Consider the following 12155-nt stretch of genomic DNA (forward strand, 5'->3'; position numbering starts at 1 on the left):
ATGTTGATGACAGTGAGCATAGATACTATCGGACAAGACCTATCAAACAGACCATATCTCTATATAAGTTGATACACATAAAATCGTTATTAATATGTTAATGGTTCTAAAGATTTTGGGCTGGCGTTCGTCGGGAATTTCTTTTTGTGTGCACAGCGCATTTGTCATGGAATTAATGATAAAAAAATAAATAACTGCGAATAGAATAAAAGATACAGCGAACATGATTTTTCCCCCAATACCTTGTGTCTCTTTCACCTTATCAAAAGTTTATGTAAAAAGATAGTTTTTTTGCTAGCTGAAAAAGGAAGAAGGATGCATAATAAATGAGAAGACAGAAAGAGCAGGTGCGTCATAATGGTGAAAAAAAATAAGAATATCTGGAAAACGTTATTCGTCACGCTGGTTTCTCTTCAAGTGTTGCTTGTCCTTTTCCTGTTTTTTATTGTGTCGAGCCCCGCAGAAAAGGACGAGAAGAAGGTAGCAGAGCATTCTGCCGAAGAAACCGGATTTCAGGAATACTTTTCTGTACATATGACAAAAGAACAGCTGAGCCGGTTGATCAATGACCAAATGGACCAGGGCATGGATATCCGGATAACGAATCAGCATATACGCGTTTCTGCGTCCTACCACTTTTTAGGTAGGGCGGTAAAGGCAGCAATGGAGTTTCAGCCAAAAGCTCTAGAAAACGGGGATATTGTTTTGCATGAACAATCTGTTACCGTCGGAGGATTGGCTATTCCAGGCGCCACGGTGCTGTCCTTGGTGGACTCGCAGAGTGAGTTGCCTGACTATGTAGACGTACAGCCAGCAGACAAGCAAATTTATATTCAGATGGCAAAGATTGAGATCGCTAACCAATATGCAGTAAAAGTAAAAAGGCTTGACCTAAAGAAAAATGACATTTATCTAATGGTCGGAAAACGCGAAGAATAAAGCAGCCATTACATTGGCTGCTTTAGCAAGATATCAAGACTGTTTTGTTTTTGTTCAATAAGTGAGTCGCGCGGTGCCCCTAACAATTGCTTTACATAGATGAAATCATAGACTCCAAGTCCTGTGTTAAAAGCAAGCACCAGTAAAAAAAAGTGCATGTAGGAAGGAAATAAAAAGGCTCCCAACAGTGAAACCAACCCTGCAAAAACAGTAGGGAAGAGAATCGCAAGTAAATAAGTGTTACGGTTTATCGGTTTTTTCGATTCTTTTGTGATACGTGGTAGAATTTTTATTTTACTATGGTGGGCATGTAATTTGACTCGAACTCCTGCACACCATAAAGGAACAATGCTCAAAAGCGTGTGAAAGGGAAACAATAATGTGAAAAAGAGACACGTTTGCAGTAAACCGACCTCAGCATAATGAACATCGTTATGATAGAAACTAAAGAATAAATAAGAGACTACAAAAACTCCGATCATACTGCTTATTGAATAAAGCGTCAGTTTGGAAGTATGATAGTCTTTCTTTACATTGATCGATTTCCAGCAATTCATAATCAATTCCCCCTTTCCACTTCTAAGTGATTAATTTAATCCTTCCAAGGAGAAAAATCAATAGGTTTAAGAAAAATAGTCAGAAGAAAATACATTTCGACAATTGTCACGCGTTTTCGCTACAGAAAAGTTGTTAAGCACAAAAAAAGCCGAAACGCAGTGGTCGGCTTTTTTTGTGCAAATTATTTAGATGGGATGATCGGTGTGAGGGTTCCGTCTTCTTCCGTAAACTCTTTTTCAAACATGAATAAAGACTTTTCAAACATTTCCATAAACTCTTCTCCGTAAATGTGGCGGATAATAGCAGTTACTTCCATGAAATCGGGAAATTTTCCATAGACTTCCTTCATAGGTAAAGCACTATTATATATACTATATGTGTCCTGTTTATACACCTTTAGTGTTTCAATAAACAGCTCGTCTCCTTTTTCGGTCAGTTCAATGTAAGTATTTCGCTTGTCATTTGCTTTTTTGGAAAAGGATAATAGCCCTCTTTCTTCGAGTTTTTTGGAAAAATTAAATGCCGTTGAAACGTGCATCACTCCGAATTTGGCAACATCTGAAATGGAGGCACCTTGTTTATGGAAAGCAATCCAAAGAATTTGATGTTCATTGATGTTAAGACCATATGGTTTGATCCATTCCTGCCAATCTTTTTCAATGGACTTCCACATTGCTTTCGTTAACTGTGCCATTTTAAGGCTGAACAACATGGATTGTTTAGTAGACAGGGAAATGTTATCCACGCTTATGCTCTCCTCCTTTCGTGGTCTGTAAAACAAAAATCTGCTCCGAACAGTACGTACTAGTCATCACTTTGGCTGCGTGCTCTTTCATTTAATTCTGTAATGGCGTCAGATAGTTCTTGCACTTGTTCTTGAATAGCGGCAACTTCTGGTTCGACTTCTTCTTTATAACGGCTGTATGTTTTTTTCATTTCTTCTGTGAGGTTCTCTACTGCTTCAAGACCTTCAAGGGCGGCATATTGCCAATTTTCTGTAGCGACTTTTCCTTTCTTTAGAGCTGTCCGATTCAATGATTTCCAATCAAAATCGCGGATGGTCGTTCTCATTTCGCTTCCTGGCGCCGGTGCGAAAATTAAAGCCGAAAGGCCTCCCGCCACCAGTCCGGTAAATAGACCGGAAAGCAGTGATCTACAATCCATATTTTCATCGATCCTTTCTCTTGTGGTCCACAGATGATCTTAATATTTTAAAATATTATACTTTTATAATAGTATAGAGAAAAAAAGTTTCTTTGTATAGAGGGATTTGGGTGATTTTTCAGAATTTAAAACAAAACTGTCTGTGAGACAGACACAGACAGTTTGTTTGACGGAAAGCAACCTTTCCTCATGAGTAAAGAACTTTTATGAATTGTTTTTTTGGAAATTGGTCATAAATTCCTGTAATGCCTGGCAGGACTCTAGTGATACGGCATTATAAATAGAGGCTCTACACCCGCCAACAGACCGGTGACCGTTGAGACCTACAAAACCAGCTTCCTTCGCTTCTTTGAGAAATTTAGCATTCAACTCTTCGGTTTTGAGGTTGAATGTGACGTTCATAGAGGAACGGCTGTCTTTTTCAGCGTGTCCTTGATAAAAGCCAGCACTTTTATCAATGGTATCGTACAGTAGACGAGCCTTCTTCGCGTTTCGTTCTTCCATGCCGGCAGCTCCGCCATTTTCCTTGACCCAGTGCAACACCTTGTTCAGGATGTAGATCGCAAATGTGGGCGGTGTATGGTATAAAGAATTTTTATCAGCGTGTGTCTTGTAGCGAAGTAGTGTCGGAACGTGCTCGGGTACGTGTTTCAGTAAATCTTTCTTTATAATCACGAGTGTGACCCCGGAAGGACCGAGGTTTTTTTGAGCACCGGCGTATATCATCGAAAAGTGCTCGACAGGAACAGGACGGCTTAAAATGTCACTGGACATATCTACTATCAGGGGACTAGTTGGTTTAATGTCAAAGTCCTGCCACTGTGTACCGTAAATTGTGTTGTTAGATGTAAGGTGGACGTACGCATCGCTGTCATTAAACGAAATAGAATCCTTATTGGGAATGTAGGTGTAATTGCTTTCTTTAGAAGAGGCGCCGCTTGTAGTATTTCCAACATAATTTGCTTCTTTGATGGCTTTTTCAGACCAGGAACCGGTTAATATATAATTGGCGGTTTTGTCTTTTGAAAGAAAATTCATTGGAATCATAGAAAATTGCAAGCTTGCGCCGCCTTGCATTAACAGCACTTCATACTGATCGGGAATCGCTAATAACTCTTTTATTAAGGTAATAGCTTCATTATGTACCTGTTCGTAGTCCGGGCCGCGGTGACTCAGTTCCATAACAGACATACCAGTGTTGTTAAAGTTAAGCATCTCTTCTTGTGCCTGTTGCAGCACTTTAAGGGGGAGGGCAGCTGGCCCGGCGTTAAAGTTGTGTGCTCGCTTCATAAAATATTCGCTCCTTGTCATATTAGTCTTTTAGACGGTTTTGAATGCGTTTGCCGATATTCTCGAGATCTTCGCGTGAATAGTTCTCGCTGTTATCGCGGAATGAGTGCTTAAACCCATCGTCGCTTCCATAGCGGGGCAGAAAGTGAAGATGATAATGGAATACATCCTGGGACGCTGGCTTTCCGTTATTATTAACGAGATTCAAGCCTCCAGGCTGAAATTCATCCTTGATAGCGTTGGCGATTTTTGGCGCGACGCTGAATAAGTGAGAAGCCATCTCTGTTGTCAGCTCAAAAATGTCTTTTTGGTGGTCCTTTGGAATTAACAAAGTATGACCTTTCGTTACTTGTCCAATATCGACAAACGCAAGTACGTGTTCGTCTTCGTAAACGATGGAAGCTGGAATTTCGCGGTTGACAATCTTACAAAAAATGCAATTTTCTTCATGGCTCATACTATCCCTGCTTTCCTGTAGAATTGTATTTGTTTAAACAAAAAGGATGCAAAAATTGATAGGATATACAAAAAAGTACCAGCGTATGAAACGATTCTTTTATATTTTATCAGTCTGCAGGGACTAAAACAATAAACTCACGAGCGGGGAGATATACTAGTTGTATCCACAGGCTGTAGTGGCATAAAATAGGGGACGTATAAGAATCATCTTTACACAAACTGCAGGTTTTATAAAAGGAGTATATATACATGAAAGAATTATTGGAGCTAGAAGAGGTTAGTGGTGGCTACAACGTCCACAAACCAGTTTTACACCAGTTAAATTTCAACGTTAAAAAGGGAGAAATAGTTGGTTTGATCGGTTTGAACGGCGCGGGAAAAAGTACGACTATTAAGCATGTCCTCGGTTTGATGAAGCCGACTAATGGAAATATCCTTATTAATGGAAGTCGGATACAGGAAGATCCGGAAACATACCGAAAAACGTTTACTTACATTCCGGAGACGCCTATTCTATACGAGGAGCTTACACTTTGGGAACATCTACGTCTGACTGCTTCCGCTTACGGTATTTCAGAAGCCTCTTTTAAGGAGCGGGTTACGCCGCTCTTACACGAATATCGTATGGAGAAGATGAAGGACTGGTTTCCGAGCCATTTTTCCAAAGGGATGCGGCAGAAGGTGATGATTATGTGTGCCTTTCTCGTGCAGCCGGAGTTGTATATCGTAGATGAGCCATTCGTCGGTCTTGATCCTGTCGCTATTAAATCATTGTTAGATATGATGGTAACCATGAAAGAAGAAGGCGCCGGGATTCTAATGTCTACTCACATTTTAGCAACAGCAGAGCGTTACTGCGATCGTTTTGTACTCTTGCATGAGGGACGGGTAAGACTGCATGGTACATTAGAAGAGCTGCGGGTTCAGGCAGGGCTCCCGCAGGCAAGGCTCGATGATTTATATATCGAAGTAACTAAAGGGGTAGTAGGATGAATGTGACCGAGTTGTGGAAAGAACGCTCGAGAGGGTTTTGGAATGAGGCAATTCGCTATCTCCGTTTAATTGGAAACAGTGGATTTATGTTCAGTTTATACGCGCTATTCTTAGCAGGAGGCTATTTTTACCCTTCTTTCATTGAATGGCTGCCGGATACATTTCCTGCACAGCTTGTGCTTGCCGGTATTTTCACTTATTTATTGACAAGGTGTCCGTTACGAACCTTTCTAAAAAAAGGAGACTTAGTTTTTCTGCTCCCCCTTGAAACAAAATTAACTGACTACTTCCGTCGTTCTGTTTTTTATTCCACTTTTATGCAGTCTATAAGTATTTCCATCATTTTTCTGTTGCTGGGTCCGTTATTTCAAGACCGTGTATCCACAGACAGGTCTTATTTATATACGGTGCTGCTAGGACTCTTAATTGCTAATGTGTGGAATAACGTATCTCGCTGGGGAGAAGTACACCTGCAGGATAAACAAAAGCGAGCGTTTCTTATTTTAGGAAGGACGATAGTGAACGGAGTATTTGCTTATCTCATGTTTGTTGAGGCTCCTATTTGGTTTCCAGTGGTCGTATTACTCCTCATGGTGTTTCTTTATGTTTTTTATTACCGTCACCTCGGACGCCATTATTTGTTAAATTGGGAGCTGTTACTGCAGCTGGAGGCAAGAAGGCTTTCGGTCTTTTACCGTTTTGTACAGTCATTTACCGATGTGCCGTATGTAGAAACGGCAGTTAAAAAGCGGCCGTTGTTATCGAAGCTTGTTGACCGGCTTGTTTGGAAAACAGAAAATGTGTACCTTATCTTGTTTACAAAAGCCTTTACCCGTTCAGGTGAATATTTAGGAATGTATCTTCGGCTTCTCATTACGGGAGGCTTGGTCATGTATGCATTTCCTAGTGAATGGGTCCGTACGGGCGTTGCCTTATTATTTATTTACATGACAAGTGTTCAATTACGAACATTATGGCATCATCTTGATACAACGATTTGGCCTGATCTTTACCCAGTAGCAGGCACTGATAAAAAGAATGCTTTTCAGAAGCTGGTTACCTTTTTGTTAACTTTACAGACGTTACTATTTTTAATGGTCTACTCATTCGTCAGTTTCTCTATTTTACCAATCGCTATTATTTTGGCTTTTGGTTTACTTCTTAGTTTCTATTTCCCGATCCGCCATGCCAACCAACTGCAGACATCATAGGAGAGGTGTTTATGGAAGCATACGAACAGAAAGCATATGAAGAGGTACAGGTGTGGTTGCGAAAAATGGAGAAGCGAGCCAGTATGAGCCAAGCCTTTGCTAAAAGCATGCAAACGAAAATGAACCGGCTGGTACCAACACAAATTCATTCAGCATTAGGCCAAGCGGTCAGACAGATGATTAACGGAGTTCTGAATGGATCGGATTACTTGCCAACTAAAAAACAAACGGAGGCAAAAAGTTTACAAGAGGCAGATGGACGATTAGAAAATCTAGTCACTGTGTTTCAAAAAGGGGCGGCTGCGGAGGGCGCAGGAACTGGAGCTGGTGGTTTATTACTAGGAGCGGTTGACTTTCCGTTGCTGCTCGCTTTTAAAATGCGCTTCCTTTTTTCGGCAGCAGGGATTTATGGAGTTGACAGTGCCGACTTGCATGACCGTTTATACATGCTTTACCTTTTTCAGGTTGCTTTTTCGAGTCCGTCGAAACGCCGGGAAACCGTGGAAATATTGAAAAATTGGTCAACATTAGCCGGGGGAGATTCTCAACAATCTCCCGAAGCGATAGAAGTGGATTGGAGCTCGTTTCAGCAGGAATACCGGGATCATATTGATTTTGTTAAACTGCTGCAGTTGATGCCTGGGTTCGGAGCAGCTGTGGGGGCAGCTGCCAATTATCATTTGCTTGGACAGCTAGGAGAAGCCGCTAAACAAGGTTATCGGTTACATTGGCTGCGGGGGAAGTATAAAGACTTGTAATTAATGTAAAAACGGCCGTCTACTAAGAGACAGCCGTTTTTTCGTAGTCAAGGACTGCTTTCCCCATCACCTTTGCCGCGACCAGCATGGCGCGTTCGTCGATATCAAATTTAGGATGATGGTGAGGATAAGCGACGTCCCAATCAGGATGCTGTGCCCCTGTAAAGAAGAAAGAGCCTTTCACCTTTTCAAGGTAACGAGCGAAATCTTCAGCACCCATCATTGGTTTCATTTCTTCCGTGACTGCTACGTCAGGAATGTCGGAGGCACACTCCGCGAGAAAAACAGCCTCGCTTTCGTGGTTGACAACTGCCGGATAGCCTCGGCTGTAATGAAAATGAGCGTCTGCCCCGGCACCTTCGCATGTAGACATTGTAATTCTTTTTAACTCTTGTTCTAGCATATCTCTTATGTCGTCATTAAAAGTACGGACTGTTCCGACAATTTTCGCACTATCTGCTATGACATTAAAGGCGTTATCGGCCACAAAGGAACCAATTGATACAACTGCGGGTTCCACAGGATCCACCCGCCTGCTGACTAACTGCTGAATATTGGTAACGAGTTGAGAGCCGATGACGATGGCATCCTTTGTCAGATGTGGAGTACCGCCGTGTCCGCCCTTACCAACAATGTCAATTTCAAAACGATCAGCGGCCGACATCATAGGACCCCTTTTGTATTGAACGGTGCCATACGGTACTGTAGCCCATAAGTGTGTCCCGAAGATTACGTCGACATTATCTAGGCAGCCATCGTGTATCATGTCAATGGCACCCCCAGGAGCATATTCTTCTGCATGTTGGTGAATAAATACGACTGTTCCCGGCAGATCTTCTTGGATAGCATTAAGTGCTTTTGCCAAGTATAGAAGCGTTGCTGTGTGGCCGTCGTGTCCGCAGGCATGCATGACACCAGCCACTTTAGAGGCAAAGGGGAGACCGGTCTCTTCGTGAATGGGCAGCGCATCAAAATCAGCTCGCAATGCGATAACAGGACCCTCTATTCCGCCCTTTAATACAGCAGTCACCCCTCTTCCGCCAACGCCCGTTTTAACATCGTGTCCTAGTTTTTTATGGAATTCTGCGATATAAGCAGGTGTCTCTACTTCTTCAAATGAAAGTTCCGGATTTTGATGGAGAAAACGGCGGACTTCCACCATTTCGTCATAATAACTTTCCAACAAAGCAAATAATTTCTTTTCCAACCTTCTCCCTCCTCAAACAGCTTCACGTTCATTTTACCATAGGGTGAGCACCCTTGACTAAAGACCAAATGGAATGAATCTTGCCAAGTAGCTGGATAGCATTTGGAAATAACCTGTAAACAACAAGATTCCAAGCACAATTAACACATATCCGCTTATTTTCTGTATGACAGGCACCCATTTGTTCAACTTTCTTAATTTGTTTAATGAGCGTGAGTACAGAAGAGCTACTAGCAAAAAAGGAATACCTAAACCGAGGGAATACACAAGCAACATAAACATTCCGATAAACATCGTTTCTGCTTGACTTGCGAGGGCAAGGATACTGCCGAGTACAAGTCCAATGCACGGAGACCATCCAGCAGCAAACAACAATCCAAGCAAAACAGAGCTTGCAAAACTCGTCGAACCTTTTGGAGAGGTCTGTACCTTTTTTTCCCTGAGTAGAGATTGGATCGATATGATACCCGCCATCTGGAGGCCGAAAATAACGATGATTATGCCACCGATTTGCTCAATGAGAGAGCCCCAGCTGCGAAATAATTGGCCAATAAACGTGGAAGAGGCCCCCAAAAGAAGAAAGACTATCGTGAATCCGAGAATAAAACCACAGCTTCTAAATAAAATCATACGTCGCTCGGCGTTGATTTGGTTGTTCGAAATATTCGTTCCGGTGAGCTGTGCCAAATACGCAGGCACTAATGGAAAAATACATGGTGAGAGAAATGAAATAATCCCTGCTCCGAAAGCAAGCCACAGTGAGACATTTTCCAAGATAAGATCCCCCTTTGATGTTCGCTTTACTCATTATACATTGGAGATATGAATATTTCGTGAAAAACTGCAAAAGAGCTTATCTAGTTCGCATCTTTTTCTTAAACATATTAAACTATATGTACAGGCAATCTGAAAAATTTGTAAGCTAAGGTCGGAAAGGGTCGATAAACATGCAAACGAGAGGCAACAAAGTACTTATTGCCGTTATATTTATTTTTGGAATTCATTTGTTTTTTGATATCGGTTCCCTTATGTGGCCAATTATTGCCGGCGTACTTGCTCTTTATTTTTATAAAAAGGGACAGCCCTTACTGGTGGGCTTATTTGTTATTTTAGCACTTATCAGCATAGGCGATGAAGGCTTTGACCTGGAAATCACCGGCCTTCTTCTAGCCTTCTTGATCCTTTACTTTGGCGTGAAGGTCCTTAAAGGAATATTTTCTGCGAAGGAAATAGATATAGATAAAGATCTGCCCCCCCTGCCGGAAAATCACGAAGAAAGTTTGAAAAAAAACAAGTAGATGGTTGAAATAATTATGAAAAATTAACAAATACTATCAAAAATACGTAAATGTTTAAAAAAAGTGCAAGCCAGCCGGAAATCCGGTTATAAGGAGTTCTAGCATGAGAAAAAAAGTGATTATTTGGGGACTTGCCGTATGTTTATTCCTGCTTGTAAGCACAGGCATTTATCTTTCTTCTGTGATTATCGGGGCTGCAGCTATCGATGAAAAAAAGTTGGTCTTGAATGAGACGACCGAGTTATTTAACAAGAACGGTGAAAAGTTAGCGCAACTATACGTAGAAGATCGAGAAACAGTAGACATAGATGATATTCCGAAACATGTGAAACAAGCTTTTATAGCGATAGAGGATGTGCGTTTTTATGACCATCAGGGAATAGACCCCCGCGCTGTTATTCGGGCCCTTTACCGTGACATATTAGCAGGTTCTATGGTGGAGGGGGGCAGCACGATTACACAGCAGCTGGCTAAGAATGCGTTTTTGACAAACGATAAAACCTTCTTCCGTAAAACCAAAGAAGTCTTAATTGCGATGGGAATCGAGCGGAAATTTAGCAAAGATGAAATCCTTGGTCTTTATTTAAACCAAATCTACTTTGGGAACGGTGCTTACGGAATTGCTTCAGCAGCGGAACTGTATTTTAATAAAAGTGTACAGGAATTAACGGTGGATGAGGCAGCACTGCTCGCCGGCATACCAAAAGCTCCTTCCCATTATTCTCCTGTGGCGAGCCCAGATCGTTCTGTAAAGAGAAGAAACACAGTGCTCGCAGTTATGGAGAGAAATGGATTTTTATCGGCGGAAGAAACAATAATGTACCAAGGTAAGACGGTTCCAGATTCATTGCACCAGGAAGAGAATAACCAGGCTTACTTTACCTATATCGATATGGTGTTAGACGAAGCGGAGAAAAAATATAACATTACTTCTGAACAAATATATCGAGGCGGCTACGATATTGTTGTTCCTCTGAACAAAGAAATGCAGGAAGCCTCACACCAACTCTTTCAGCAGGATGAGTATTTTCCGGAAGGAGCCGCCGGCACTGAGGCTGCGTTTATTATGATGGATCACCGGAGTGGCGGTGTAATTGCTGTACAGGGTGGCAGAGAATATGTAAGACGTGGATTAAATCGAGTTCAAGTGAAAAGACAGCCTGGATCAGCAATGAAGCCGCTCGCAGTGTATGCACCTGCTCTTGAAACAGGAAAATATCATCCTTATTCTCTATTGAAAGACGAAAAAATGAACTATAACGGCTATTCTCCACGTAATTACAATGATACGTACCGCGGAGAGATCACAATGGTTGACGCGTTAACAGAATCAACCAACACAGCTGCAGTCTGGTTGTACGACCACATTAGGACGGAGAGTGATGCATGGCTTAAGAGCGTTGGGCTGCACGTGAAAGACAATGGGTTGGCAGTTGCACTTGGAGGCCTGTCGGAAGGTCTTTCTCCCATGGAGTTAACGGGAGCTTATACGGCCTTTTCCAACCTTGGCAATCAAGTAGATCCGTATTTTATTGAGTCAATCACCGACCGAAATGGAAATATAATTGGGAAAGCAAACCCGGAGATAAGGAAAGTGATGAGTTCGCAAAATGCGTGGTATATGATCAGAATGCTTGAAAATGTAGTGAAGCACGGTACAGGGAGTGCGGGGAGCACTGCGTACCCATTGGCAGGAAAGACAGGCACTACTTCCTTTTCTGAGGTTGAAGGCGGAACGAGAGATGCTTGGTTTGTAGGTTTCACACCAGAATGGACAGGTGCTCTGTGGATGGGGTATGACAAAACAACTGCTGACCAATACTTACAAGCGGGGAGTTCTTTCCCTACGAAATTGTTGAAAGAAATATTAAATAAAACACCACAGCCGGAAAACAGCCGAAGCAGGTTTCGTAAACCCGAAGACGTACAAGATCTGGAGGCACCGGTGAAAGTGGAAAAGATAGATGATTTATCTGCTTCACTCAGTTTAAAAGGCGGAGGCCTGTTTAATGTACATTTATCCTGGACACCCAATCAGGATGAGCGAGTCATTTATCGTATTTATGAAGTAGACAACGGGAAGAGTAATGAGATAGCGAAAGTAGAAGGTACCGGTAAATATGTTATTGAAGGAGTGAATTTATTTCGCTTGCGTGAGTACATGGTGGTTCCATACAATCCGCAAACCGAACAAGAGGGCCAGCCTTCGAATGTGGCGGATGTAACCGTTGGATCATTGTTTGGCAGTTGATACGAAGCTTGGCTTTAGGGAGGTATG

General features: G+C 42.1%; 14 protein-coding genes. 6 read left to right on the forward strand and 8 right to left on the reverse strand.

Features of this window, described 5'->3' with window-relative positions; genetic code table 11:
• Positions 1-42: 42 nt before the first annotated feature.
• Positions 43-225, reverse strand: coding sequence for a hypothetical protein (locus tag LOR49_RS09980; RefSeq protein WP_240376433.1), 183 nt, complete (start codon positions 223-225; stop codon positions 43-45).
• Between the two features lie 132 nt (positions 226-357).
• Here LOR49_RS09980 and LOR49_RS09985 point away from each other — a divergent pair, with 132 nt between their 5' ends.
• Positions 358-939, forward strand: coding sequence for a YpmS family protein (locus LOR49_RS09985; RefSeq protein ID WP_240376434.1), 582 nt, complete (start codon positions 358-360; stop codon positions 937-939).
• A gap of 8 nt (positions 940-947) precedes the next feature.
• Here LOR49_RS09985 and LOR49_RS09990 read toward each other — a convergent pair whose 3' ends face one another.
• The 5 genes from LOR49_RS09990 to LOR49_RS10010 all read right to left on the reverse strand — a co-directional run bounded on the left by LOR49_RS09990 (position 948) and on the right by LOR49_RS10010 (position 4408).
• Positions 948-1496 (reverse strand): DUF3267 domain-containing protein, encoded by a 549-nt coding sequence (locus tag LOR49_RS09990; protein WP_240376435.1) that lies wholly within the window; start codon positions 1494-1496, stop codon positions 948-950.
• 182 nt (positions 1497-1678) lie between these two features.
• Positions 1679-2209: an HTH-type transcriptional regulator Hpr gene (locus LOR49_RS09995; RefSeq protein WP_240376654.1), complete on the reverse strand. Its 531-nt coding sequence runs from the start codon at positions 2207-2209 to the stop codon at positions 1679-1681.
• A 92-nt stretch (positions 2210-2301) separates the two neighbouring features.
• Positions 2302-2661: a YtxH domain-containing protein gene (locus LOR49_RS10000; protein ID WP_240376436.1), complete on the reverse strand. Its 360-nt coding sequence runs from the start codon at positions 2659-2661 to the stop codon at positions 2302-2304.
• Positions 2662-2865: 204 nt separating this feature from the next.
• Positions 2866-3951: a 3-phosphoserine/phosphohydroxythreonine transaminase gene (gene serC, locus LOR49_RS10005; protein WP_240376437.1), complete on the reverse strand. Its 1086-nt coding sequence runs from the start codon at positions 3949-3951 to the stop codon at positions 2866-2868.
• Between the two features lie 22 nt (positions 3952-3973).
• Positions 3974-4408 carry an HIT family protein gene (locus LOR49_RS10010; protein WP_240376438.1) on the reverse strand — a complete coding sequence of 145 codons (435 nt, stop codon included), beginning with the start codon at positions 4406-4408 and terminating at the stop codon, positions 3974-3976.
• Between the two features lie 251 nt (positions 4409-4659).
• Between LOR49_RS10010 and LOR49_RS10015 the strand changes: the two genes are divergently transcribed.
• From LOR49_RS10015 to LOR49_RS10025, 3 genes are read left to right on the forward strand one after another with little or no spacing between them, the layout of a single operon-like run.
• Complete coding sequence (locus LOR49_RS10015; RefSeq protein WP_240376439.1) at positions 4660-5403, forward strand: ABC transporter ATP-binding protein; 744 nt, start codon at positions 4660-4662, stop codon at positions 5401-5403.
• Positions 5400-6614 carry an ABC transporter permease gene (locus LOR49_RS10020; RefSeq protein ID WP_240376440.1) on the forward strand — a complete coding sequence of 405 codons (1215 nt, stop codon included), beginning with the start codon at positions 5400-5402 and terminating at the stop codon, positions 6612-6614. Before LOR49_RS10015 ends, LOR49_RS10020 begins: the two co-directional genes overlap by 4 nt.
• An 11-nt stretch (positions 6615-6625) precedes the next feature.
• Positions 6626-7372 (forward strand): EcsC family protein, encoded by a 747-nt coding sequence (locus LOR49_RS10025; protein ID WP_240376441.1) that lies wholly within the window; start codon positions 6626-6628, stop codon positions 7370-7372.
• 22 nt (positions 7373-7394) lie between these two features.
• Here LOR49_RS10025 and LOR49_RS10030 read toward each other — a convergent pair whose 3' ends face one another.
• Both LOR49_RS10030 and LOR49_RS10035 read right to left on the reverse strand, forming a co-directional pair.
• Positions 7395-8579 carry an amidohydrolase gene (locus LOR49_RS10030; protein ID WP_275899613.1) on the reverse strand — a complete coding sequence of 395 codons (1185 nt, stop codon included), beginning with the start codon at positions 8577-8579 and terminating at the stop codon, positions 7395-7397.
• A 57-nt stretch (positions 8580-8636) separates the two neighbouring features.
• Positions 8637-9353 carry a cytochrome c biogenesis CcdA family protein gene (locus tag LOR49_RS10035; protein ID WP_240376442.1) on the reverse strand — a complete coding sequence of 239 codons (717 nt, stop codon included), beginning with the start codon at positions 9351-9353 and terminating at the stop codon, positions 8637-8639.
• Positions 9354-9526: 173 nt separating this feature from the next.
• Between LOR49_RS10035 and LOR49_RS10040 the strand changes: the two genes are divergently transcribed.
• Complete coding sequence (locus LOR49_RS10040) at positions 9527-9877, forward strand: hypothetical protein (RefSeq protein WP_240376443.1); 351 nt, start codon at positions 9527-9529, stop codon at positions 9875-9877.
• Between the two features lie 103 nt (positions 9878-9980).
• Positions 9981-12128 carry a transglycosylase domain-containing protein gene (locus tag LOR49_RS10045; protein WP_240376444.1) on the forward strand — a complete coding sequence of 716 codons (2148 nt, stop codon included), beginning with the start codon at positions 9981-9983 and terminating at the stop codon, positions 12126-12128.
• Positions 12129-12155: the final 27 nt, after the last annotated feature.

Origin of the sequence: Bacillus piscicola (assembly GCF_022458745.1) — a bacterium.
Classification (GTDB): Bacteria; Bacillota; Bacilli; order Bacillales; family Marinococcaceae; genus Alteribacillus_A; species Alteribacillus_A piscicola.

What these genes read in the sequence shown, in the direction of transcription:
- LOR49_RS09995 (WP_240376654.1), bottom strand. Translation starts at nt 2,209, where the DNA reads ATGTTGTTCAGCCTTAAAATGGCACAGTTAACGAAAGCAATGTGGAAG.
- LOR49_RS09980 (WP_240376433.1), bottom strand. Translation starts at nt 225, where the DNA reads ATGTTCGCTGTATCTTTTATTCTATTCGCAGTTATTTATTTTTTTATC.
- LOR49_RS10025 (WP_240376441.1), top strand. Translation starts at nt 6,626, where the DNA reads ATGGAAGCATACGAACAGAAAGCATATGAAGAGGTACAGGTGTGGTTG.
- LOR49_RS09985 (WP_240376434.1), top strand. Translation starts at nt 358, where the DNA reads ATGGTGAAAAAAAATAAGAATATCTGGAAAACGTTATTCGTCACGCTG.
- LOR49_RS09990 (WP_240376435.1), bottom strand. Translation starts at nt 1,496, where the DNA reads ATGAATTGCTGGAAATCGATCAATGTAAAGAAAGACTATCATACTTCC.
- serC (WP_240376437.1), bottom strand. Translation starts at nt 3,951, where the DNA reads ATGAAGCGAGCACACAACTTTAACGCCGGGCCAGCTGCCCTCCCCCTT.
- LOR49_RS10000 (WP_240376436.1), bottom strand. Translation starts at nt 2,661, where the DNA reads ATGGATTGTAGATCACTGCTTTCCGGTCTATTTACCGGACTGGTGGCG.
- LOR49_RS10040 (WP_240376443.1), top strand. Translation starts at nt 9,527, where the DNA reads ATGCAAACGAGAGGCAACAAAGTACTTATTGCCGTTATATTTATTTTT.
- LOR49_RS10010 (WP_240376438.1), bottom strand. Translation starts at nt 4,408, where the DNA reads ATGAGCCATGAAGAAAATTGCATTTTTTGTAAGATTGTCAACCGCGAA.
- LOR49_RS10020 (WP_240376440.1), top strand. Translation starts at nt 5,400, where the DNA reads ATGAATGTGACCGAGTTGTGGAAAGAACGCTCGAGAGGGTTTTGGAAT.
- LOR49_RS10045 (WP_240376444.1), top strand. Translation starts at nt 9,981, where the DNA reads ATGAGAAAAAAAGTGATTATTTGGGGACTTGCCGTATGTTTATTCCTG.
- LOR49_RS10015 (WP_240376439.1), top strand. Translation starts at nt 4,660, where the DNA reads ATGAAAGAATTATTGGAGCTAGAAGAGGTTAGTGGTGGCTACAACGTC.